General features: G+C 34.3%; 20 protein-coding genes. 8 read left to right on the top strand and 12 right to left on the bottom strand.

Going from position 1 to position 23,913, the window contains the following annotated elements; genetic code table 11:
• Positions 1-17: 17 nt before the first annotated feature.
• From L3049_RS04095 to L3049_RS04080, 4 genes are all read right to left on the bottom strand, one after another.
• On the bottom strand, positions 18-1,082 hold the full coding sequence (locus tag L3049_RS04095; protein ID WP_275108519.1) for a CDP-glycerol glycerophosphotransferase family protein: 1,065 nt from the start codon (positions 1,080-1,082) through the stop codon (positions 18-20).
• A gap of 89 nt (positions 1,083-1,171) precedes the next feature.
• On the bottom strand, positions 1,172-1,867 hold the full coding sequence (locus L3049_RS04090; protein ID WP_275108518.1) for an IspD/TarI family cytidylyltransferase: 696 nt from the start codon (positions 1,865-1,867) through the stop codon (positions 1,172-1,174).
• Positions 1,868-1,974: 107 nt separating this feature from the next.
• Entirely contained in the window at positions 1,975-2,754 is a 780-nt protein-coding gene (map, locus tag L3049_RS04085; protein WP_275108517.1) for a type I methionyl aminopeptidase, read from the bottom strand.
• A 182-nt stretch (positions 2,755-2,936) separates the two neighbouring features.
• A complete protein-coding gene (locus L3049_RS04080; RefSeq protein WP_275108516.1) occupies positions 2,937-3,794 on the bottom strand; it encodes a PPK2 family polyphosphate kinase in 858 nt (285 codons plus the stop codon).
• Positions 3,795-3,995: 201 nt separating this feature from the next.
• On the opposite strand from L3049_RS04080, the gene L3049_RS04075 reads away from it, so the two are divergent.
• Positions 3,996-7,037: a DUF2268 domain-containing putative Zn-dependent protease gene (locus L3049_RS04075; protein WP_275108515.1), complete on the top strand. Its 3,042-nt coding sequence runs from the start codon at positions 3,996-3,998 to the stop codon at positions 7,035-7,037.
• 113 nt (positions 7,038-7,150) lie between these two features.
• Here L3049_RS04075 and L3049_RS04070 read toward each other — a convergent pair whose 3' ends face one another.
• Positions 7,151-7,522: a hypothetical protein gene (locus L3049_RS04070; RefSeq protein WP_275108514.1), complete on the bottom strand. Its 372-nt coding sequence runs from the start codon at positions 7,520-7,522 to the stop codon at positions 7,151-7,153.
• A 400-nt stretch (positions 7,523-7,922) separates the two neighbouring features.
• Between L3049_RS04070 and L3049_RS04065 the strand changes: the two genes are divergently transcribed.
• Positions 7,923-8,939 (top strand): sensor histidine kinase, encoded by a 1,017-nt coding sequence (locus L3049_RS04065; RefSeq protein ID WP_275108513.1) that lies wholly within the window; start codon positions 7,923-7,925, stop codon positions 8,937-8,939.
• Complete coding sequence (locus tag L3049_RS04060) at positions 8,927-9,631, top strand: LytR/AlgR family response regulator transcription factor (protein ID WP_275108512.1); 705 nt, start codon at positions 8,927-8,929, stop codon at positions 9,629-9,631. The genes L3049_RS04065 and L3049_RS04060 overlap by 13 nt, the downstream gene beginning before the upstream one ends.
• A gap of 93 nt (positions 9,632-9,724) precedes the next feature.
• Here the strand turns inward: L3049_RS04060 and L3049_RS04055 are convergent, their stop codons facing one another.
• The gene (locus tag L3049_RS04055) at positions 9,725-10,990 is read right to left on the bottom strand and encodes a metallophosphoesterase (RefSeq protein ID WP_275108511.1); all 1,266 of its coding nucleotides are present in this window, start codon (positions 10,988-10,990) and stop codon (positions 9,725-9,727) included.
• A 187-nt stretch (positions 10,991-11,177) separates the two neighbouring features.
• On the opposite strand from L3049_RS04055, the gene L3049_RS04050 reads away from it, so the two are divergent.
• The 5 genes from L3049_RS04050 to L3049_RS04030 all read left to right on the top strand — a co-directional run bounded on the left by L3049_RS04050 (position 11,178) and on the right by L3049_RS04030 (position 16,153).
• A complete protein-coding gene (locus tag L3049_RS04050) occupies positions 11,178-11,750 on the top strand; it encodes a nitroreductase family protein (protein ID WP_275108510.1) in 573 nt (190 codons plus the stop codon).
• Between the two features lie 138 nt (positions 11,751-11,888).
• Entirely contained in the window at positions 11,889-12,836 is a 948-nt protein-coding gene (locus L3049_RS04045; RefSeq protein WP_275108509.1) for an NAD(P)-dependent alcohol dehydrogenase, read from the top strand.
• A 632-nt stretch (positions 12,837-13,468) separates the two neighbouring features.
• Positions 13,469-14,281 carry a sensor histidine kinase gene (locus tag L3049_RS04040; protein ID WP_275108508.1) on the top strand — a complete coding sequence of 271 codons (813 nt, stop codon included), beginning with the start codon at positions 13,469-13,471 and terminating at the stop codon, positions 14,279-14,281.
• A gap of 56 nt (positions 14,282-14,337) precedes the next feature.
• On the top strand, positions 14,338-15,096 hold the full coding sequence (locus L3049_RS04035; RefSeq protein WP_275108507.1) for a LytR/AlgR family response regulator transcription factor: 759 nt from the start codon (positions 14,338-14,340) through the stop codon (positions 15,094-15,096).
• 295 nt (positions 15,097-15,391) lie between these two features.
• Positions 15,392-16,153 (top strand): NigD1/NigD2 family lipoprotein, encoded by a 762-nt coding sequence (locus tag L3049_RS04030; protein ID WP_275108506.1) that lies wholly within the window; start codon positions 15,392-15,394, stop codon positions 16,151-16,153.
• A gap of 81 nt (positions 16,154-16,234) precedes the next feature.
• Here L3049_RS04030 and L3049_RS04025 read toward each other — a convergent pair whose 3' ends face one another.
• From L3049_RS04025 to L3049_RS04000, 6 genes are all read right to left on the bottom strand, one after another.
• On the bottom strand, positions 16,235-16,831 hold the full coding sequence (locus L3049_RS04025; RefSeq protein ID WP_275108505.1) for a thioredoxin family protein: 597 nt from the start codon (positions 16,829-16,831) through the stop codon (positions 16,235-16,237).
• Between the two features lie 12 nt (positions 16,832-16,843).
• Positions 16,844-17,341 (bottom strand): TlpA disulfide reductase family protein, encoded by a 498-nt coding sequence (locus L3049_RS04020; protein ID WP_275108504.1) that lies wholly within the window; start codon positions 17,339-17,341, stop codon positions 16,844-16,846.
• 214 nt (positions 17,342-17,555) lie between these two features.
• Positions 17,556-18,656: an adenylate/guanylate cyclase domain-containing protein gene (locus tag L3049_RS04015; protein WP_275108503.1), complete on the bottom strand. Its 1,101-nt coding sequence runs from the start codon at positions 18,654-18,656 to the stop codon at positions 17,556-17,558.
• A gap of 82 nt (positions 18,657-18,738) precedes the next feature.
• Positions 18,739-19,632 carry a DUF6268 family outer membrane beta-barrel protein gene (locus L3049_RS04010; protein WP_275108502.1) on the bottom strand — a complete coding sequence of 298 codons (894 nt, stop codon included), beginning with the start codon at positions 19,630-19,632 and terminating at the stop codon, positions 18,739-18,741.
• Positions 19,633-19,688: 56 nt separating this feature from the next.
• Positions 19,689-22,802, bottom strand: coding sequence for an efflux RND transporter permease subunit (locus tag L3049_RS04005; RefSeq protein WP_275108501.1), 3,114 nt, complete (start codon positions 22,800-22,802; stop codon positions 19,689-19,691).
• A gap of 24 nt (positions 22,803-22,826) precedes the next feature.
• Positions 22,827-23,912, bottom strand: coding sequence for an efflux RND transporter periplasmic adaptor subunit (locus tag L3049_RS04000; RefSeq protein ID WP_275108500.1), 1,086 nt, complete (start codon positions 23,910-23,912; stop codon positions 22,827-22,829).
• Position 23,913: the final 1 nt, after the last annotated feature.

Raw genomic sequence — 23,913 nt, 5'->3', positions numbered from 1 at the left:
GAAACAGCCTTTTGCTTTTAGTTATTCTCCAAATAATCTGCAATTCTAATCGAAGCTTTACCATCTGTTGGTCCAACATGATCAATATTGTATTTGCGTCTGTTATTTTTATAGTTTTTAGGATTTTCTATTTCATCCTGAATTATTGGTTTTAGTTTTTTATAGTTTGCAGCGTGAGCTCCTAGTTCTTTATATATTACAGAATCGGCCCCGAATCTTTTTGCAAAACGATATTTAAAGATGCCTTTGTAAGACCATTTCAAATCATAAAAGTCGCATATTACTACGGGTTTATCTAGAGCAGCAAACTCAAATAGAGTAGAAGAAGCTTCACTGATTAAAACATCAGCAGTTTTAAGAAATGGGACCAATGAAAATTCATCAACTCCTGCAACATAAACATTAGAGTACTGCTTCCATGCCTGTATTCTTTCTTGATCTTTCTTGTATCGATCTCTAGAAAGAGTAAGAGAATGAACTTTTACTAAAATATTATATTCAGAGAATTCACTTGGCCAGTTTTTTGGGAAACATCCTAATGAAGTTGGATTAAATGTAGGAGCATATAAAATTGTCTTTTTACTCGGATCCAATCCCAATTTTGCAAGATCTAATCCTTGTTCTGTTTCATCAAAAATAGGATCAAGCTTACTAAATCCAACCTGAACAAACTTATCCTTAGGATACATTTCTTCAATTTTCTTCAATCTTACTTCTCCTTCCATGAAACGAACGGTCATTGGAGTATCCGATTTTCGATAATAACTTGGTTTAGGTCCAACTCCGTGTCCCATTTGCACTGTTTTCGATTTCTGATGAATTTCATCAAGAAAAGCAAATTCATTTCCAAAGAAAATCCAATCAGGCTTTTGAGTCAGGTATAAATCCTTTGCTTCACTGTCATCATGAACCCAAGTATATGATATGTCCAAATTTTCAAGAGTACTTGCAAGTAAATTCTTATCGTTCTTTTTGGAGTAGACTATTAGAGAGCAATTGTGACCTCTTTTTTTAAGTTCTCTCCAAACAGGAAAATATTGAGGAATGTAGTAGATGTTTAAAACATCAAATAAGATATTCATGTAGGATGGTTTTTCTATTGATTTTGCGCCAAAGATAAGCTAATTTCTGAAGGGAGAATGTCTGAGAAGTATTATTACTAAAGCATTGCTTATTTCTCTTTTAAAATGATTTCCCCCTGCACTAAATCCTGCTCAAAAGTGATCTTTATATTCGATTCATCACCTTCAACGATAAAAATTGATTCGCTCGGTAGGTATTTTAGAACGACGCCGCAATCATCGGTAGCAACAAAATGAGGATCATTTAGAGCAATATCGTAAGCAGATTTAATGACATTGTACGAAAAGGCCTGTGGTGTTTGTGCACGTCTTAAAAGGTTTCTTTGTGGGACAGATACAATTTGATTTTTTTCGTTAATCTGGAAAATGGTATCTACAGTTGATATGGCTACAGCAACCGATTTACCATCTTTAACTTCTTGAATTACATTGTTGATTATATCCTGCGATATAAAAGGTCTTACTGCATCGTGAAAAATTAGGCTTACATTCGATTCCTTTTGGTAGGCATTGATTGCTGCCAAACTTGAATCACTTCTTTCCTTGCCACCAGGAAGAATGTGCTTCACTTTTTGGATTTGTCCCTCAATAAGGATATTCTCAATTTCCTGGATAAAATCAGAGTGAATAATGATGCATATTTCATCGATATTAGTGTTTTTTTCGAAAGCTTCAATAGAATGTTGAATAATTGGCTTGCCACCAAGAACTAAAAATTGTTTAGGCAAAGATCCACCCATTCTTCTTCCGCTTCCACCAGCTAATATCACGGCAACATTTTTCATGTAAAGAGTTTTGATTAATTAATAACAATTTTCCGATGCAATTCAAAGATAAAAAAAGAACCGCTTCAATAGGAAGCGGTTGCATTTATATTTTGTGAAATGAAATTTTATCGGAAGATTTCGTAATTGCCAACATCCGAAAGAATTTCATACCCATCTTTCGTAATTAGAATTGTGTGTTCGAATTGAGCTGATAATTTTTGATCTATAGTACGAGCTGTCCAACCATCTTTTTCATCAACAACGGCTCTTGCTTTTCCAAGGTTAATCATCGGTTCAATAGTGAAAATCATACCTTCTTTCATTTTTGGGCCTGAGTTTCGAGCAGCAATGTGCTCTACTTGTGGAGCTTCGTGAAATTCAACCCCAACACCATGACCACAAAATTCATAAACAACACTGTATTTTTTTCCTTTTGCATATCGGCCAATCATAAAACCGATATTTCCAAAGTAGTTGCCAGGTCTAACCTGCTCAATTCCCAAGTACAAGGCATGCTCGGTATCTTCTACTAATCTCAATGCTTGTTCACTTACATCGCCAATAGTAAACATGGTACTAGTATCACCATAATATCCATCTAAAATAGTTGTTACATCTATGTTTAGAATGTCACCATTTTTTAAGATGGTTTTTTCATTGGGAATACCATGGCATATTACATCGTTTAAAGAAATGCAACACGATTTTGGAAAACCATGATAATTTAAAGGAGCAGGAATGGCTCCATTATCTCTAATGTATTTTTCGATTAGCTCATCAAGATATTGGGTGCTAACACCTTGTTCAACGAAATTGCTAATGTATTTTAGTGTATTACCAGCTAGTTGAGCACTTTTGCGAATACCCTCAATTTGTTCTGGTGTTTTGATAAGGATTTTACTCATATTTACTTGTATTCAGAAGAACTTAATCGTTCTGTATTATTAAGTGGGCAAAGGTCTGCATAGTAATCGAATTTTGCAAATCAAATTAGGCCCTTAATTAGAACAAATTACACGAATAAAATCTAATGAATCATTGATATTGGTAAATATTTGTATGAATTGATACTTGTGATCGTTTATTTTTAATCATTTTCAAGTTGCTTTTTAAACTCATCTAAGTTTGCCAGCGTTTCCTTATCGAGGCTTGGTTCACTTATATCCTTATAAGTTTGTAAAGTTTGAAGTATTGTTTGTGCAACAATTAATCGGGTAGTAGCTTTATCGTCTGCAGGAACAATATACCAAGGAGCAAAATCTTTAGAAGTGTTATTAATTGCATCCTCGTAACATTCTTGATATGAATTCCACAACTTACGTTCTTTTAAATCATCGCTTGAAAACTTCCAGTTTTTTGCTTTCAAGTTTAATCTTCGCAACAACCTTTTCTTTTGTTCATTTTTAGAGAGGTGTAAGAAGAATTTTAATACAATTGTTCCACTCTCAGCAATGTGTTCTTCAAAATTAACAATGCGCTGCATGCGTTTGTGATAGAATTCATCATTCAAAACATTAATATTAGTTACTGAAGGTATTTTTTCTCCAAGAATATAATTTGGATGAACTCTTGTCACTAAAACATTTTCGTAATGTGTGCGATTAAATACACCAATCTTACCTCTTTCGGGTAAGGCAATGTAATGCCGCCATAAAAAATCATGCTTTAATTCAGCAGAAGTAGGTTTTTTAAAACTATGTACCACAACACCTCTTGCATTTACATCTTTAAAAACCTCACGCACTAAACTATCCTTTCCAGATGTGTCCATGCCTTGCAAACAAATAAGCATGCTATATTTCCCATGTGCATACATGATGTCTTGTAACTCGCTTATCTCTCTTCGGATATGCTTAAGTTTTTTCTTAGCATCATCAATTTCTTCGAAAGTGGCGATATTTCCTAAGCTTATTTTTTGTTCGACTTTATATTTGTTGATATTCATAAAGAAGTTTTAATTCAATTAAAAATAAGTATTTTTAGTCGTTTAGAAAATTATTATTTATCCTATGCCGATCACTTAAGTCTTTTATTCTTATGTTGTTTGTGAATTTGGATCCTTGCCTTAGGAACTTTTGTCCATCTGGCTCGATTTTAGAAATAGTTTTGGGCATTTTTGTAAAACTGTAATAATTACTCTTTTTGTATGATAAGATTTGTTAGAATATGTTTTGTTTTCCTTTGTTTGATATCTACGTGCGGACTTGTTAACGCTCAGTATTTTAGTACAGGACAAGATCCGGCTTCTATTAATTGGAAACAGATTAATACTGATGAATTTCAGATTATCTTTCCACAAGCTTATGAAGAAAAGGCAAAATACATGGCAGCTATTTTTCAAGATTTACTTGAAAAAGGAGGAAAAGATTTAGAGCATCAACCAAAGAAGTTTTCCGTTGTTGTGCATACGCATAGTGCCACAAGTAATGGTATGGTAGCTTGGGCACCTAAAAGAATGGAGATCTTTAATACTTCAGCACCCGATAATGATTCGCAATTTTGGATTGATCATGTAAGTACACATGAATATAGACATGTGATACAGATAGATAAAATGGAGCAAGGCTTTACTCGTATCATGAATTATATTTTTGGGCAGCAAGCCACTATGGTTGTTGTAGGATTGTATTTACCACCTTGGTTTTTAGAAGGAGATGCGGTTTGTACCGAAACGGCATTGGGCGAATCGGGACGAGGACGTTCTCCGTTTTTTGAACAGGAATTAAGGGCGCAATTATTGGAGAAAGGGAATTATTCTTACGACAAGGCAATTAATGGATCATATAAGAATTATGCGACCGATCGATATAAACTTGGTTATTATTTGGTTGGTAAAGCCAGAGCACACTATGGTGATCAATTGTGGGAACAAACATTAACGCGTGTTGCACGAAAGCCTTTGGGTATAACCAGTTTTGCAGATGGCATTAAAAAAGGAATGAATGGCAAACGAGATGCCGTTTTTTCTTTTTTATCCGAAAAGCAAAAAGAGCTATTAGCAAAAGGAATTAACGTTGAAGATGTTGATTGGGCAGAAGTAAAGAATAAAAATACCAGAGCAGATGGCAAATTGACGTTGTATTACGATACAATGAAAGAATTGCAATGGGAGTGGCAGGTGCAAGATGCTCAACTAGAGCTTACAAAGTTTGAACAATTGTCGAATCGTGAAAAATATTATACCAATATACGTTATCCGCATAAAGAGGATAATGGCGATGTAATTGTACTGAAAGAGGGCATGGCAGATGCTGCTTATTTTGAAATAATCCGTAAAACTGGTGGGAAGGAAAAATTATATATACCTGGATATGATTTTAACACTGGTTTTGATTATGCAGATGGCAAGCTGATTTGGTCGGAAAGGAAAGATCATTTGCGTTGGGAGAAGGCCGATAAAAGTGTGTTGGTAGTTTATGATGCCAAACTAAAGAATAGAAGTAAAATTAAGCACGAGAACAGCTTATTTGGACCAGCTTTTTCAGAAAACGGAAAACGAATTGTGGCAGTCGAAACGGATGATGTTGGAAATAATTATCTGTTGATTATTAATACAGAAAATAAAAGGGTAGAACAACGCATATCGGCTAATGAGAATGAATTTATTCTTTCTCCAAAATGGGATGGGAACAAAACCATTGTCTATGTTAGTTTGGATAAGCAAGGAAAACAATTGGTCGAACTTGATTTAGCATCAGGTAATAAGACTAGCCTGTTTAAATCAGGAAGTATGGATATTTCTCAATTGGAAGTAGGCGAAGGGTTTCTTTTCTTCACAGCCAATTTTACGGGAATTGATAATATTTTTACTTATCAGAAATCAAATGGTAAAGTTTACCAAGTAACTTCTTCCAGATTTGGAGGGCGCGATCCTCATGTAAATGGTAATGAATTGTATTATTCTGATTACACATCGGATGGTTATTTGCCAGTTAAAGCAAGAATTGAAACAGACAATTGGAAGGATTGGAATCATACTTTTCATAAATTTCCCTTGGCAGAAAGTTTATCTGATCAGTTGGGCGAAAAGTTAAATCCTGACACCACTAATATGGATCGTTTTGAGGTGAAGAAATATTCCAAATTAGGTCATTTATTTAATTTCCATTCTTGGGCACCTGTTTTTATCGATGGATTGGAACAGAAATCGGATATAGGTGTGTCTGTAGCTTCACAAAATAAGTTGAGCACATTGTTTACAACAGTGGGTTATAAAAAGCAAGAAGGTTATGATGATGGGCAATTTTATGTGAACATGTCTTACCAAGGAATGTTTCCAATAATTGATTCGAAACTGACAGTCGGTAAACAGGAAGCCAGTTTTGCGACACTAGCAAATAGAGTTGAGCCACAACAAATCGATACAATTTTGGTTCATCGTTCCTTAAAACAATGGAATTGGGAAAGCAGTATCAGTTTGCCATTTAATCTGTCAGGGGGCAAGTATTCGACAAAAATAACGCCTAAAGTAACTTACAGTTTGGCGAAGTTGACAAATATGAAATATACTCCTTTGGCTACCACTCAGACAAATACTTTGGGCTTAGGAGAGTATGATTTTGGGAAAAAGAGCATTACACAGCAAATAATGGAATATCAGTTATTTGCATATAATATTGTAAAAATGGCTCCACGTGATGTCCAATATCAATGGGCACAAGTTTTGGAATTGAACTATCGCCACACACCTTTCGGCGATAATGATTTAGGAGAGACTTATTCTGCTGAGGCTTATCTTTATTTTCCAGGAGTAAGCAAACATCATGGTACAAAGCTATATGGAGCTTATCAAAACCGATCAAGCTTTGAATCTCGATTCTCAAACATGATAAAAAGTCCAAGAGGGATGAGCAATTTGTATGGAGAAGACATTCTTACCCTAGGCTTTGATTATGCCATGCCATTGGCTTACCCCGATTGGAATGTTGGGCCACTGGCTTATTTCAAACGTATAAAAATGAACTCTTTCGTTGATTTTGGATACCAAAAGGGAATGTATAAAGATATGAATCAGGATTTGTTTACTTATACCGATACCTTTTTAACTTTTGGAACAGAACTTTCCACTGACCTGCATGTTCTTCGATTCTCGGCTCCAGTTGATTTAGGAATAAGAGTTGGTTACGAAAATCAAACGAATAACCTGTTCACTGAATTGTTAGTGTCTTTCTCGTTAAGCGCGTTTTAATTGAATATTCATATCGTATTTTTATAGCAAAAAAAGGATACACCATAGCGTATCCTTGTTCAAATCATAGCCACACGCTCAACAAGAGTTTATGGTAGGTTTTATTTGTACTTTTAAATTTCTGCTTTCTTATTATTCAAATAACGAAGACAAATCCAAAAGATAGCTGATATTGCAAATAGTATGGCTCCAGTAATTGCTGATATCATACTCACTCGCAAACCTGCTGCAATGGCCTCAGGTGATATGTTTGGATATCCCTGTATGATACTTAGAACTTCTGAAAGACCTATTCCTTGCCATAAAATTCCGATGAAAAAACTAAAACTTCCGAGAAACAAAATTGCATCAAGATGTCTTTTGGTAATGAAACCTTTTTTTGAAAATTTGGCAGTAGAAATAATTGACCAAATGATAGCTCCAATTCCAGATAACATTACAATACTCATTCCGGCTATGCCACCTTTAATAAAAAAATCAAACATGTTTTAATAGGTTTTGGTTAAACAAAAATACAAATCAAACTTATAGTCTGTTAGTTTATTTTCAAATTATTTGCGTTTAGGATATCATATGTTGCGATAAACGACACTTGCAATCGGTTAAATAGATTAAAACTAAATTCAGAAAGATTATTTCGAGATATATAGTTGAATAGTTATAAGTAAAGTTTAGAAGGAGAGGATTATACAAGTGTGTCCGTTCTCACTATTCCAATTGTCATTTATCGCATAAATCGAACTGTTTGTCGTATATCAAAAATAAGGAGCAAGGCTTCAGTATAAATTATATATTTTCGTATTTGTTATGGCGAATACTACAATTTTTACATTAAAAACGTTTAGGAACTGGAGAAGAACAGTTTTATCTCTGTTAACTTGGTCTATGGCCTTTTTATTCATTTCGGTTTTCTTTGGCTTGTATAGTCAAGATTATTACAATGCATTAATTTTTTGTCTTTGTTTTGTGCCGCTTGCCTATGTGAGTACACGTCTTCTTAACAATTTTCTGATTCCCAGATATTTACTAACCAAACGTTATTTTCGTTTTGGTTTGTATTTGTTTTACCTGATGTGCTTATCGCTTAGTATTGAAACCTTAATTATTGCAGGCCTTTATGTTTTAATATGGAACTATTCCCTGGCGGGAATTGATCCTGCAACTATGGATGTGCGTTTTTTAATCGTAGGCTTATATTTTGTAATCTTGGTTGGGGTAGCCTACCGTCAGCTTCAACGAAGCCTAAAAGAACAAAGGCTGAGAGAACAACAAGATAAGGTAAAGGTAGAAACTGAATTGCGTTTAAAAGAAGCAGAGTTAAGTCTTTTAAAGGCACAAGTTAATCCGCATTTTTTGTTTAACTCTTTAAATAGTATATATGGTTTAAGTCTGGAAAAATCGGAAGAAACACCTCGTATGATTATGCTGCTTTCGGATATTTTAGATTACACGCTTTATGGTTGCAATACCGAATTTGTGTCTCTTGCCAAGGAGATTGAATTAATAGAAAACTATGCAACCATACAAAAGGGAAGGTTTGCTGATACTATTGATTTGAATATGGATTTAAGTAAAGGGAAGGAACTAAATATATTAATTGCGCCTTTGTTGTTTCTTCCATTGGTTGAAAATTGCTTTAAGCATTCTTCCAGGAAAGAAAATGAGGAAAGTGAAATTACAATTCGAATGACTACAGATACCGATTTAGTATTTACAGTTAAAAACCCAACAGGATTAAGAATTCAAGATCATAAAAATGGAGGTATCGGTCTTGAGAATCTAAAGAAAAGACTGGATTTAATTTATCCTCAGAAGCATCAGTTAACGACTAAGGAACAGGATAATTATTTTGAAGTTGAATTGCGATTGATGGTCTTAAACGACAATGTATGCGAAAGATAAAATGTTTGTTGCTAGATGATGAGCCAATTGCTATTCGAATTATTGAACGACACTTGGAAAGTTTTCCTGAAATGGAAATTATAGGGCGTTTTAATTTTGCACCATCAGCTATGAGTTTTTTAAGAAGCAATGAGGTTGATCTTATTTTTTCGGATATAGAAATGCCGCAGATAAACGGATTACAGTTTTTAAAATCATTACAGCATCCGCCAGCAGTAATATTTACTACAGCATATCGAAACTATGCTGTTGAGGCTTTTGATTTAGATGTTGTTGATTATCTGATGAAACCAATATCACTGGAAAGAATGGCTCGCGCAATTAATCGTTATCATGATAGACAGAAAGAGGCGATCAGTAAAGTGATCAATAGCCAGGATACAGAGGAAGTAATTAATTTGAAGGTCGATAAAAAGATAGTTCGCTTAGGATTAGAAAAAATAAGCTACTTCGAAAGTTATGGTGATTATGCCATTTGCAGATACGATGGAGGTAAATGTATCAGTCGTGAAACGATGGCTCATTTAATGGAGATACTCCCTAAGGATAAATTCATTCGTATTCACCGTCAGTTTATTGTCCCTTTAGCAAAAATTGAATCCATATCTGGCAACACAGTTTCTCTTTCTGATAAAGAATTACCTGTTGGACGCTCTTATCGTAAAGATTTGAAAGAACGAATGAAATTGTAAGTGGTGGTGCGGAAGGTTAATTCGTAATTTGGAAATACAAAAAAGGATACGCCATAGCATATCCTTTTCTCTTTAAATATTTTTAGGACTCTTTTAAGTCAATTCAACCAAAGTAATCTCAGGTGGCATACCAATTCTTCCCGGGAAACCAATATAACCAAAGCCACGATTTACATATAGAAATTGCTTCCCCTTATTGTATAAACCTCCCCAACGCGGGTATTTGTATTGCACAGGGCTCCATTTGATGCCGGCACGTTCAATACCGAATTGCATACCATGTGTATGACCGGCAAATGTAAGATCGATATCGGTGTCCAGAACTTTTTCATCCCAATGTGAGGGATCGTGACTCATTAATAATTTGAATGGTAGCTTCTCATTATCCTTCATTGCTAAATCTAAATCGCCATGTTGAGGGAAAGGTGGTTTACCCCAATTCTCAACACCAATTAAAGCGATTTCATCACCATTTATGCTGATGGTTTCGCTCTCATTTAACAGCAATTTGAAACCCATATCGGCATGGAAATTTTTAATGTCCTGTAAATTTTTGGCTTTGGCTTCAGCTGATGGCCAATGGGAATAATCACCGTAATCGTGATTCCCCAATATGGAAAATTTCCCCATTCTGGCATTCATCTTATTCAAAACCGGTGCCCAGCCTTCGGTCTCCTCAGCAAAATTATTTACCAGGTCACCAGTAAAAAGAATAATATCAGGTTCTTGCTCGTTAATTAATTCAATTGCTTTTTCTATTTTTTCGTAATTCTTATTAAAACTTCCCAGATGCATGTCAGATATCTGAACAATCCTAAACCCCTGAAAGGCCTTTGGCAGGTTTGGAAAACTTAAGCTTTCCTGCATGATGCGGAACTTAAATTTACCTTTTGTTACACCATAAAGAATAGAGGCGAAGGGTATAGCTGCAAGCATTAAACCCATTTGATATAAAAATTCGGAACGCTCCATTTTTCTCTTCGAATTAAACTGTGGTACACTCTTTTTCTTTCTCTCCCTGAACCAACGAATGGTTCTCGCTATCGCCCCTTGAATATCCTGTAATAGAACGAAAAGTATAAATACAAACTTTGGAATGTAGAACAATGAAAAACCAGCAACTAGGTATCCAACATATATGTAAGATTCGGATTGTTTAACATGTTTTATTCCAAACATGAAAATGCTAAAAGCTGCAAAAATAAAAACCGAAATTCCCCAGAACAGTATGGTTAATGATTGTCTTGCCAGTGCATTGTTAATTCTGGCAATCAGAGGTTTTACACCGCGGTAAGTATAAATATCTACCAAAAGCATAAATAGTAACAGAGGAATCAATAGAAAAACACTTGCTTTCATCTAATAAATTAATAAGTGGTTCATTGATTATAAATTAGCCTCAAATATATAGAATAAAATACAAGTGAGTCCTTAATTTTTGTTAAAATATGCTTATCTTAAATGGCACCTAAAATTTAAGAGGATCTTACTGAAAGTAAAGGTTCTATAGTAATGATACTTTTAAGCACTTTAAACCACAAAAGAAATGACCGAGAAAATTCATGAGTTAATTGACACCAGATGGAGTCCAAGAGCTTTTTCTGATCAAGAAATTGAGGAAGAGAAAGTTGTTAAATTATTCGAAGCAGCATCTTATGCACCTTCATGTTTTAACGAACAACCCTGGCGATTTATTTACGCCACAAAGGAATATGCTGAACGATACGAACAACTTTTGTCTTGTTTGGTAGAATTTAATCAGATGTGGGTGAAAACGGCTCCAATGATTATCTTGACTTTAGTTTCTAAAAAGTTTGCTCAAAATGGTAAAGTAAATCATCATGCTGCTCATGATCTTGGTTTGGCAATTGGAAATATGTCTGCCCAAGCAACAAGCATGGATCTTTACATGCATCAAATGGCTGGCTTTAGTGTCGAAAAGGCAAGGGAAATGTTCGAAATTCCTGATGATTTTGATGTACTAACCATGATTGCAGTTGGTTATATCGGCAATCCTGATGTTTTGCCAGAAAATATTCGAGAAATGGAATCCAATAAAAGGGAACGAAAGCCATTGAACAAGATTCTTTTTGATGGTGATTGGGAAGATATGAAGTAAGTAGTTTGCAAATATTTAAAGGAGGCTTTTCTATATAGAGGAGCCTCTTTTAATTTTGAAATAATTCTAAACTTGTCGTAACTTGAAGATAGTGCAAAACATTCATTCGGAGCTTGTTGAATTTATAAATCAGACATTATGAAGGCAGTGGTGATGACAAGATATGGAGAACCTGAGGTTTTGGAAATAACCAATCTTTCTCGACCTAAAATTAAGGCAGATCAGGTATTGGTAGAAGTATATGCTTCTTCAGTCAATCCGGTAGATTGGAAAATCCGTAAAGGTACATTGAAGCTATTCATGAGAAAGAAGCTGCCATGTGTGCTTGGAGGGGATATTGCTGGTCGAATTGCTGAAGTTGGTAAGAATGTTCAGTTTTTTCGTATTGGCGATGAGGTTTTTGGTAAAATTGATATTCTTAAAAATGGTGCATATGCCGAGTATGTTGCCACTTCCGCTAGTCATTTAGCCTTAAAACCACAGAAAATGAGTTTCATAGAGGCTGCAACCTTGCCATTGGCGGGCTTAACAGCTTTACAGGCACTTCGAAATATGGGGAAAATCCGTAAAGGAATGAGTGTGCTGATTAACGGTTGTTCGGGGGGAGTTGGTTCTTTTGCATTGCAGTTGGTGAAAGCATTTGGCTGCAAGGCAACTGGCATTTGTAGTACAAAAAATGTTGAGTTTGCAAAGCAGCTTGGCGCTGATAGAGTAATTGATTATACCAAGGAAGATTTTCATTTACTACAAGAAGATTATGATATCTTTTTTGATGTGATTGGAAATCAGGAATATTTTAAAGTAAAGCACCTACTGCAGCGTGGAGGAGTTTTCGTAACTACCTTACCATCATTTAATATTCTTCTGCTTGGATCTATACACAATTTGGTAAGCTCGAAAAAAATGAAGAAGATATTTGTTCAGGAGAGTAAAGAAGATTTGGAGTTATTAGCTGATTTTGTTGATGCAGGTCTTTTAAAAACTTTTATTGATAAAACATATGATATTAACGATATAGCTAGAGCACATGAATATAGTGAAACGGGCAGGGTAGTTGGTAAACTATCGCTCAAAATTAGCGAATAATCGAAATGTAAAAGGCTAGTTTCACGATGAAACTAGCCTTTGTTTTTTATAAATGCTTATATTTTATCTCTAATTCTCGTTTTACCAAATTATAAGAAAATAGAAATCACTTCAGCTTTTAATTTGGACACTTCACCAGTATTCTAAATACAGTTCAACAAGAATTATCAAGATTACATGCACCTTTTCGCGTAATTTTATAGATGCAAAAGCGAGAAGTGTAAGCGAAAATGAGAATTGTAAATAAAAAATGTTTGTAACTTCTACCATCATTTAATATTTGCCAATATACTTTGGGCAAACAAGGAATGTTTATTCAAATATGTTTTTAATATAATCAGCAAATTGATTACGTTTAATACGAATTATTCTTAATAAATTATAAGCTTTGGCCTTAATCAAATAGTAAAAACATGAGTCAACATTATGCAAGTAATAAAACAAAAAAGAGGTTAGTTTTAATCTCCTTAATTTTTTCTCTTTTTATTAACGCTAATAGGACATTTGAGTATCTCATGGAGATATTTAATAGTGGAAATGATCATGTTAATTATTTACAATGGGCTTATGGTTTAATCATGACATTTGTAATATCGTGGTCTACCATTTATTTTAATTTGATCGTATTGCCTTTGGCTTTTCCATTACAGCATAAAAAATCAAAAATCTTATTATCGGTAATAGGAAACATTTGCTTATATGCACTTTTTATGGTGATGTGTTTTTTAGTAAGAAAATCATTATTTATTGTCAATGAAAATGGCGTTTCAGCTTATTATTTTGGATGGACAGTGGTGTATGTTTTTAGTTTTGTTATTTACAGTGCAATGAATTATCAGCAAGAAAGTTTATTGGAGCAAAAAGAAAAAGAATTACTCCAAACTGAAAAGCTGCGAAGTGAATTGAACGAAATTAAAGGTGTAATTAATCCTCATTTTTTATTCAATTCATTAAATACGTTAAGTGCTTTAATTCAATTAGACAAAACTCATGCAGGGAAATTTGTGACACATCTTTCTCGAATTTATAGATATATTTTATCTAGTAGAGACAAGGATTTAATCACTATAGAGGAAGAATTATCATTTACAAATGATTATATACAATTGATAAAAATTAGACATAAGGATAATTTTAATGTTGAGGTTAAAATTGAGCCTTCTAAAAAGCATTATTTGATTCCTCCAATGGCTATTCAGCTTCTTCTAGAAAATGCAGAAAAACACAATATTTTTTCAAGAAGTAAGCCATTGCTTATTTCAATTTATCTTGAAGATGATTTATTAGTGGTTTCGCATTATTTGAAAGAGCGAATAAATAAAGTAAATAGCACTGGCAATGGACTTTCAAGTCTTTCAAAAAGGTGTAGGATTTTATTAAAACAAGAACTGGTTATTATTAAGGACGATAAGTTTACTGTTAAAGTACCTATTAAAGCATTTTAGCATACTTAATTATACTTTGTTTAGTTTAATTGTTGATCAATAAATCAAATAGAAAAATGAAAATCGTTATTATAGAAGATGAGTGGGCAGCTCAGGAACAAATTAAATCCATGTTAACCGAATTAATTAAGGATTTGGATATTATCAGTATAATAGATTCGGTAAACGATGGTATAGATTTTTTCAAGACAAACCCAACTGTCGATTTAATATTAATGGATATTCACTTAAGTGATGGAAATTCTTTCGAGATATTCAAACATGTTAAAATATCCGCTCCAATAATTTTCACTACAGCGTATGATCAATATGCAATTCAGGCTTTTAAACACAATAGTTTGGATTACCTATTGAAACCAATTAGTATTGAAGATCTAGAGCTAGCAATGGATAAATACCAAGAAACAAAACCTCAAATTGATCAAACTCTACTAGAGTCGATATATGATAGCCTCAATGAGTCAAAAAGTGCTGCATATAAAAATTCATTTTTAATTCAAAAAAAAGACAGACTTTATCCTATCGATGTTGAAAGCATAGCAGCCTTTTATGTTGACAGTAGTTTGGTTAAATGTCATACTTTTGATAATGAAAGTCATGTTATTCCCTACACAATGGAAGATTTGGAAAAGACATTAAATCCATCTTATTTTTTTCGTGCCAACAGACAATATTTGCTAAACAGAAAAGCAATTAAACATCTAAGTATACATTTTAATGGGAAGTTAAAGGTGCATTGTGATATAAATATTCCTGAAGCTATTATTGTTAGCAGATTAAAAAGTAATGAGCTTAAAAAATGGTTGAATAGCTAGTTCAGGTTAGAATAAATATAGGCACTCATCTGCCAAACAGATAAGCAACCAAAGTAGAGGATACGGTTTAAAATGGATCTATAAAACAAGATTACATTTTAGTAGTATCCTCTATTTTTGTTCGTTATTTTAGGTCTAATAGCACTTAAAATCAATTGTTTTCATTTCACATAGCCAATTTGTCATTTCGCTAGTGTTATTATTCAGCTCATTAACTTTTGCTCTTAATTCCTTACTGTCTTGCTCTACTTTTACAGTGTAACAAATAAGAAATATTAATTAATAAAGTGAAATGATGAAAAAAATATTATTAATTTTTCTTGCAATCAGTTCCTTGATTTATACATCTTGTGACGATGATGACAATGATATCTTATGGGTCAATTACTATATGTCTGTAGGTACGGTAACAAAAAAATCTGATTCTCTTTATATAACAACCGACAAAGGGAATGTTCTTAAACCAAAATCCACTTATGTTGATACAGAGTTTTTAGAAGATGATATGAGGGTTTTAGTCGATTTTAGAATACTTTCTGATGCTGACGATAATGAATTCTACGATTATTATATTGAAATGTTTGATATTAATGAAATTTTGACAAAACCTGTTTTTAAGTTTGATTCTGAAACACCAAAGGAAGTTAAGGATTCAATAGGGGATGATATGGTTCATATTTCAGATACTTGGAGTCATAACGATTATGTTAATGTAGAATTCACATATAAAGGTGGTTCTAAAACACACTATATTAATTTGGTTTATGATGGTGAAAATGCAACCACTACAAATGGAGAGATTATTTTAGAGTTGAAACATAATGACAATAATGACCAGTATAAACATAGAATATGGGGGCTTGCTTCATTCGATGTTTCAAGTTTTAAAGAAGAGGGGAAAGAGTCTGTTGATTTCTTAATTCGTACAATGGGTGAAGATGGTGAATTCAATTACAATAAAATAATAACTTATTCCTTTGAGAAAAATGCAGAAAATGATTTAGAAACCGATCTAAGAATAAAGGATGACGAAATAAAAACAAAAGGTTTTGAATAAATGAATCTTATCAGCAATTGAGAAGATAAAATGCCCAAACGATCACGGTTTGGGCATTTGCTATATGCGGATTTATCTTTTTTACTTTGACTTAATTGAGCAGCCAATTGCTTTTGTGCTTGTTACTTTTGGTTTTTTATTTTGTAATAATGCATCCACTGCATCATTAATGTAATGCTCTGTTACCTGTTCGGCGTCCTTGTAGTTGTTATCTATTGCTCCAATGTATTCTACCTTATATTTTCCTGAATTATTGCTTAGAATGAATACGTGTGGTGTTTTGGTAGCACCGTAGGTTTTGTATATCTCCTGAGTATTATCGAAAATATAAGGGAATGTGAATCCTTTTTCTTCCGATCGAATAATCATGTTCTCAAAAGAATCGCTAGGATACAATTCCGGATCGTTAGGGTTGATGGCAATAACTGGAAATCCTTTTGCTTTGTATTTTTTGTCGATTTCGATAATTCGATCTTCATACGCTACTGAGTAGGGACAATGATTACAAGTGAAAATTACAATGAAACCTTTAGCATCTTCATAATCTGATAAAGAGATGTGTTTTCCATCAACGTTTTTTAGTTTAAAATCGATTGCCTCGTCACCTATCTGATAAGCTTGGGCATTAACTCCGATACTGGCCAATATAACTAGGCCAAGAAGCAATATTTTCTTCATGATAATTACTTTTTAATTTGTTTGATTACTAACTTGATCAATAGACTTCGCCAATTCATTATAGGATACTTGGCGAGTAAAAACTTTTCTATTATTCTTATGGTATACTACTGTCGCTGGAATTGCACCATCCCAATTTTCAGCAACTTTACCAATCCAACTATTGGCATCTGGATCATCTAGAATAACGACTTCTGCATTGATATTCTTTCGTTTTAAAAAGTTAGATATGCGCTCACTAACATTTTTGCCAAAGTCTAAACTGACAAGTATCATTTTTACTTTTTTATCAGAATAATCTTTACGGATATCTTCAAATTCAGGAAGTTCTTCAACGCATGGTTTGCACCACATTGCCCAAAAATTAATCACGTAAGTAGTGTCATTTTGATAATGGAAGATGGGCTCCAATTCATTAAAATTGAAGGTTTTGATTTCTTGACTAAAAGAAGTCTTACTTCCTAGTATAAGAAGTGCTCCAAACAGGATAAATTGTATTTTAAATTTCATTTTTGTGTATAAAGGACTAATGAGTATTAAATATACAACTATTGATTGAAAAAGAACAGATTAGCCTGTTATTGATTTGTTAAAAACAAAAAAGCGAGATACGATTACTGTATTCCGCTTTTATATGAGAAAATTGTTTGTGAATTTATAGAATCCAACTTACAGAGGCATTAATAAAGTATGGTGAACTTATACTGAAATGTTTGTTCTAATCTTATATTTTAAACTGATCGATACTAAATAGTTTTACTTTTTCTTTCTTTCCCTTTAGTTGAATGTCCTCCAATTCAATGAAATTGACTTGATTGGTTTTTTGGACATCGTTTACAATTTTTTCAGAAAGTAGAATATCGCGTTCGAAGCTATTGCATTGTCCTTGTATGCGGGCGGCTGTATTTATAGCATCGCCATGGTAGGCGATCGATCGTTTTAGATAGCCTACTTCGGCCACCATAATTCTTCCCCCATTGATCCCTGCTTTAAATTCAGGTACAAAACCATAAGTATCCAAATAGTATTGAGAGCGAGTTTTGAGTATGGATTTAAAATGAAAAAAGACACGAATGCAATTGGCCTGTTTAATGCCATCGGCGTATTTCCAAGAGAGAACGGCTTCGTCACCAACGTATTGGTAAATTTTAGCATGGCAGGCAGATACGGCTGGCGTCAAATCCGAAAAGCAATCTTGAATTAACTCGCTGTATTTTCTATGTCCCAAGAGTTCTGCATATGTGGTTGATGATTTCAAATCCATAAAAAGGAAGAGCAAGCGATCCTCTTTGGGTTGGCGGTATTTACCCAGAATTAGATTCCATAAAACACCTTTGCCAAGTTTCTCGTTTATAAGTTTTACAACAAAAATACTAATGCTGATAAGGAAGGTATATATTAATATACGGATGAGATCTTTCGATTGGAAAAACTTAATTAAGCCTGCCAAATTTTCCCTTTGTAAGGATCCAGAAAAAACAAAAACAGATAATGAGGCAACAAGCGAAATGGCCGCAAATACTAAAACGATGTGTACAATAGAGTAGGTAACAATGATATAGCCATATGATTTTGTTCGCAGTCGATCAGCATTGCGTTGTACATATAGGTTAATGAAACTAAATAATGTACCAAGTGCTATACTGCTGAAAAAACGGTTAAAACCTTGAATTTGTTGAAGAAGTGGGTCGAGAGCGACTTCATTTCCTTCTTTGAAATTAGAGAGTTGAATGAAATCGAAAAAATAAAAAGCAAAGATCCATACTAGGTTTAAGAATATAAAATCTTTGATTATTTTTTTGTTTTTAAGACTAATATTGATCATTATCAGTGGGGATCATATGTAATTTATGTTTGAAAAGGACATCCTATAGATGTCCTTTTTCTCATATCTTTTAGTAGCAATGTTAAAATAAAATTGAAAGTCCTACAGTGCCATAGAAGTTGTTATCTAAATCAAAATCTTCAACCACTTTACTTCCATCATTAAACTCGAATTTACGAGAGAAAGTGTGACCTCCTGCTAGTTTTAATTTAAAGTGCTTTCCGAATTTCTTTTGCGCTTCTAAGCCCCATCCGAAATTGGTTAATCTGATATTATCAATAGGAGTCGATTCGTTTTGATAAACTAAATTGTCACCTAAACGAAGGTTATCACCCGCAATAAATAGTTTACTTCCCAAAGATAGTTTTTCGTTGACTTTATAAGTAATGCCAGTGTTTGGGAAACCAAGTTCGTAGGTAAGCTGTTTGTTAGGTTTCCAAGTTAAACTAAAATAAGGGAGTGGTGTTGGGCTACCCAGAGTATTGGAATACATGGCTCCAATATTCAGATGTAGATTTTTTAATTTGTTTATTGCTTTCCCCAAAAAGATGATGCCCAGAAACTGTAAATCGTTGAATTGAACATCACCTTCGAAGTTTGATGCCAAAGTTGGAGAAAAAACACCTGTTAATCGCCATTCATTTTTCAAAGGAACACTGGCTCCTATTGAATATGAAAAAGAATGAAACTGCTCCAATTCAGTTGGTATACCTAGTTCTGCCGAATAATCAATATTCATATTCGCATAAGAAACTGTATGGAAATATAGAGCCCCTTTTTTAGTTAATTTACGATACAGATTTGCTTTTGCCTCAAATTTACTAAAGGCAATTTTCTGATGGCTACCTGAATCTCCTTCGCCTATATATGAATAATTTAAAGAGAGATCTTCTTTTTCCATTTGTGCTTGTGCACTAGAAAATACAAATGCAGATATAATGACTGCAAATGTTAATTTAATTGTGAAATTTTTCATTGAATGTTATTGTTGAGGTAGCCTAGAATTAGACTACCTCTTTTTTTTTAAATTGATTATATTTTTAATAAAGCTTTGTTGAATTGATAGCCTTTATAGCTGACCTTGTATAGAATACTATAGAAAGCCGGGATAAACACGAGAGTGATTATAGTTCCAAACAAAAGTCCAATCATGATTGCTATCGCCATAGGCTCCCACATTAATCCGCCACCCAAATACAAAGGCAAAAGCCCAAAAGAGGTTGTGAAAGTGGTTAATATGATGGGACGGAAACGCTGCAAACAGGCTGCTATTACCGCATCTTGGGGTGTTCGTTTAAATTTAGTTATCTCAATTTCTATCCTGTCGATGAGAACAATCGCATTATTGATAACAATTCCGGCAAGAGAAATAACACCTAGAAAACCAAAGAAACTAAAGAAAGAGCGAAATACCATTAAACCAATAACTACCCCGATTACACCCAAAGGAATGGTACTAATGACCATCAAAGTTTTTCGGAATGAGTTAAACTGAATAATGAGTAAGAGCAAAATGATGAATGCAGATAGAGGTAGATAAGAAATTACGGCACCCATATTATCTGCTGTATTTTTGCTGTCACCACCTAATTGATATTCATAACCATTTGGCCAATTCTGTGTTTGTTCATCAAGCCATGGAGTAATTACAGCCATTACCTCAGAGGCATTCCCTGTAACATCCAGTTCACTAGAAACATTAACACTTCTAATTAAATCGAGACGTTTAATTTTTGCGTATTGCCATTGTGGAACAATGTTGGCAACCTGCGATAAGGGTACCGATCTTCCCGATTGTTGCGAGAAAACATTCATGGTTTCGATAGATTCGTAGCTCTGTTCCTGACTATCGAATCCTCTAAGAAGAATAGGAATGTTTTTATCGTCCTCGCGATATTCTCCTGTTTGAAAACCATCCAATACCGTTTTTAACGATGTTGCAATATCTTGATTGGTGATACCCGCAATTTGAGCATTATTCTGGTTAATATCGATGATGAACTTCTTGGTTTTTGGTCCCCAATCATCTTTAACATTCTTTGTTCCTTGGATTTCTGATAGTTTTGATTTTATTTGATCCGACAATTTAGAAAGGATATCAGGATCTTTACCTGAAACTTTTATTTCGATTGGAGTTCCTGTTCCCCCTGCACCTAGTGCACCCACTTTAATGTCGGCATTTGGGAAATGTGAGAAGCAATACTTGTCCAAAAGCGTAATCATCTTATCGTTTACTTCAAATGAACTGGTATTGACCAAAATATGAGCATAGCTTGAATTGGCCTCATCCTGAGAATATCCCAAATCGTATGAATTTGGTCCTTGCCCTATGAAAGAAGACCAATCGGTAATTCCTTTTAATCTGGAATCGTTAATCAATAGATCATCGGCAATGTATTTTTCTATATTTTCAATAATCTCTTCGGTTCGTTCAATTTTTGTACCTAATGGCAAATTAATATCAACAGTAATCATGTTACGATCGCTATCGGGAAAAAAGATGAATGGAACAAGCCCAAATCCGTAGAGAGACAAGAAGAAAAGTGCAAAGATTCCTAAAATAACACTGCGTTTGAAATTCAAGGCTAGCATTATTAGAGATTTATAATAGACTTTTGTGGCATCGAACATCCTATCCATCAAGGCTGGTTTTGTTTCTGCCTTAGGTTTTACCTTCAGGAAGAAATAACATAGCATTGTAATAGTGGTTAAGGATATGATCCATGAGGAAAGTAAAGCCAATGTGATTACTACAAAAATTGGTCCTGTGATATCACCCATAGTTGACTCGGCCATAAAGAATGCAAGGAAAGCAACAGAGGTTGTTAATGTTGATATTAAAAGAGGTATTATTAGTTCTGAACAGGATGAAATAGCTGCTTCTTTTGCAGAGATCCCTTTTTCCATTTTTACCATGATGGATTCGGAAACTACAATGGCATTATCTACCATCATTCCCAGAGCCATAATCAGAGCCGCCAATGTTACTTGGTTTAATCCCATACCAATGAGCCCCATTAGCATCAATGTCATAATGGTCACAATAGGAATCAGACTAGCCACAATTAAGCCAGTTCTTAGACCAAGGAAAATAAGCATCACTAACAGAACAATTACAATAGATTGAATCAAATTGCCGATAAAATTATCAATGCTCTGATCTACATAAGTATCTAAGGACGATAGACGTTGTATTTCTAGTCCTATTGGTAAATTTTTATTCCATTTCGATACAACTTTATCTACCTCTTCTCCAAGTTTGATAATATTTGCTCCATCGATTAGTGAAATCGACATGGAAATAGCGGGTTGACCATTAACGTGAACGATAGAGGTTGCTGGCTCAATATAGCCTTTTCGAATAGTAGTGATGTCTCGAAGTTGTACAACTTGCTTACCATCTCCAATAGGAATTAAGGTATTTTCAATATCTTCAAGAGAATTGTAATTTCCTGTTGGTTCTAGTATGATTTTTTCATCTTCGAGGTTAACTTCTCCGCCCGAATCTAAAATGTTGGTTGATGCAATCGTATTTTGAAGCGAGGTTGAGGTTAGTCCATATTCTTTAAGTTGCGCTTCGTCGAATTCGATGAAGATACGTTCTTCTTGTGCACCACCAAATTCTACCTTTGCTGCATCATCTAGTTTGATTAAATCATCGCGAAGATCGTCGGCATAATCTTTCATCTCTGTATAAGAATAGCCGTCGCTTATTAGACCGACAACAATACCGTAAACCACACCAACGTCGTCGTCATTTAATTTAGGGCTAACACCTTTTGGTAAGCCTTTAATGTCGTTAAGCTTACGTCTTAGTTTATCCCAAATACTTTGAAGTTGGTCTGGACTGACTTCGTCCTTAAGTTTTACTGAAACAATAGATAAACCTGTACGCGAGGTACTATTTATTTCTTTTACTTCAGGAATTTCCTGTGCTTTCTTCTCAATTTTATCAGTAACCAAAAGCTCAACTCGCTCGGGGCCGGCTCCCGGAAAGGAAGAGATAATTGTTGCAACCCGAACCGTATAAGGAGGCATACTGTCTCTAGGTAAGGATTTGTATAGCGTTAGTCCCATTATCACCACTACAGCAAGCAGTGTGAATGTAATACGACTTTTTTCAATTGCGAATTTCGTAAGATTCATATTTGCCGATTTAAAGTGTTGATATTATTTAAGGCTAACTTTTTGTCCGTCAAGCAAGGTCTGTAAACCTGCTGTTGCCACAATCTGTCCGGGCTTTAACCCTTTTACAACTTCGAAACCTATAGGCGATAATTCACCAATAGTAAAGTGTTGCTTTTTGATTAAACCGATCTTTTCACTCTGTTTCTCGATAAGGTAAACAAAGTTTCCTTTGCTATCTTCTCCTACAGCTGAAATTGGAACAATGAGTACTTCTTGGTTATCTGTTTTAGGAAAGTTAAAGGTGATATTCGCAGCCATTCCTGACTTGACTTCAGTATTCTTACCAAGGAGTTTAACTCTAACAGGGTAGGTTGCCGATCCACTCTCGATTGAAGGTGCAATTTCATCAACAACACCTTCGAATTTTTTTCCCTGAAGTGCCGGGAATTTAGCTATCACTTTCATACCCTTATGCACACGATTAATCACATTCTCAGGCATACCCAGGCTAATTTCCATAAAGCTTCCTGCATTTAAAACAGCGATAACACTACCAGAACCTACGTTCTCATTATTCTCCACATTTTTTGACGCAATAATACCATTGGCAGGTGCATAGATAATACCATAACCAACTTGCTTTTTCTGGATTTCAACCGTGCGTTTTTTCGATTCAAAATCAGCTTTGGCAGATGCAAATGATGATTTAGCATTCTCGTAATCACTCAAAGAGGCAGAGCCCTTTTCGAAAAGTGTTTTAGTACGAGACAGAGTTGATGTGCTTGTGTTTAAATTGGCTTTGGCACTATTCAAAGATGAAATAGATTGTTCTAACGAAAGACGTGCCTCTGAATTATCGATTTGAGCCAATAATTCACCTTTTTTTACTTTTTGACCAGCCGAAATATTCAATATTGTTAGAATACCGCTTGTTCTAAAACTTAAATTAATTTCTTTATCAGACCGAGCTGTTCCATTGAATGATCTAACTTGTCCGATACCTGAATAGCTGATTTCGGCATACTTAACCGGACGTAAATTTTCTTTTTGTACAGGCTCTTTTTTATTTGAGCAAGCAGAACTAAATACGACGATGGCTAGGATTAAAGTATAATATATTGTCTTCATA

Origin of the sequence: Labilibaculum sp. DW002, assembly GCF_029029525.1 — a bacterium.
Lineage (GTDB): Bacteria > Bacteroidota > Bacteroidia > Bacteroidales > Marinifilaceae > Paralabilibaculum > Paralabilibaculum antarcticum.
This window is presented reverse-complemented; position numbering and strand designations above follow the sequence as displayed.

Coding starts and splice junctions, on each gene's coding strand:
- L3049_RS04060 (WP_275108512.1), top strand. CDS start 8,927: ATGCGAAAGATAAAATGTTTGTTGCTAGATGATGAGCCAATTGCTATT.
- L3049_RS04045 (WP_275108509.1), top strand. CDS start 11,889: ATGAAGGCAGTGGTGATGACAAGATATGGAGAACCTGAGGTTTTGGAA.
- L3049_RS04000 (WP_275108500.1), bottom strand. CDS start 23,912: ATGAAGACAATATATTATACTTTAATCCTAGCCATCGTCGTATTTAGT.
- L3049_RS04090 (WP_275108518.1), bottom strand. CDS start 1,867: ATGAAAAATGTTGCCGTGATATTAGCTGGTGGAAGCGGAAGAAGAATG.
- L3049_RS04080 (WP_275108516.1), bottom strand. CDS start 3,794: ATGAATATCAACAAATATAAAGTCGAACAAAAAATAAGCTTAGGAAAT.
- L3049_RS04020 (WP_275108504.1), bottom strand. CDS start 17,341: ATGAAATTTAAAATACAATTTATCCTGTTTGGAGCACTTCTTATACTA.
- L3049_RS04025 (WP_275108505.1), bottom strand. CDS start 16,831: ATGAAGAAAATATTGCTTCTTGGCCTAGTTATATTGGCCAGTATCGGA.
- L3049_RS04050 (WP_275108510.1), top strand. CDS start 11,178: ATGACCGAGAAAATTCATGAGTTAATTGACACCAGATGGAGTCCAAGA.
- L3049_RS04070 (WP_275108514.1), bottom strand. CDS start 7,522: ATGTTTGATTTTTTTATTAAAGGTGGCATAGCCGGAATGAGTATTGTA.
- map (WP_275108517.1), bottom strand. CDS start 2,754: ATGAGTAAAATCCTTATCAAAACACCAGAACAAATTGAGGGTATTCGC.
- L3049_RS04075 (WP_275108515.1), top strand. CDS start 3,996: ATGATAAGATTTGTTAGAATATGTTTTGTTTTCCTTTGTTTGATATCT.
- L3049_RS04010 (WP_275108502.1), bottom strand. CDS start 19,632: ATGAAAAATTTCACAATTAAATTAACATTTGCAGTCATTATATCTGCA.
- L3049_RS04005 (WP_275108501.1), bottom strand. CDS start 22,802: ATGAATCTTACGAAATTCGCAATTGAAAAAAGTCGTATTACATTCACA.
- L3049_RS04015 (WP_275108503.1), bottom strand. CDS start 18,656: ATGATCAATATTAGTCTTAAAAACAAAAAAATAATCAAAGATTTTATA.
- L3049_RS04095 (WP_275108519.1), bottom strand. CDS start 1,082: ATGAATATCTTATTTGATGTTTTAAACATCTACTACATTCCTCAATAT.
- L3049_RS04055 (WP_275108511.1), bottom strand. CDS start 10,990: ATGAAAGCAAGTGTTTTTCTATTGATTCCTCTGTTACTATTTATGCTT.
- L3049_RS04035 (WP_275108507.1), top strand. CDS start 14,338: ATGAAAATCGTTATTATAGAAGATGAGTGGGCAGCTCAGGAACAAATT.
- L3049_RS04065 (WP_275108513.1), top strand. CDS start 7,923: ATGGCCTTTTTATTCATTTCGGTTTTCTTTGGCTTGTATAGTCAAGAT.
- L3049_RS04030 (WP_275108506.1), top strand. CDS start 15,392: ATGAAAAAAATATTATTAATTTTTCTTGCAATCAGTTCCTTGATTTAT.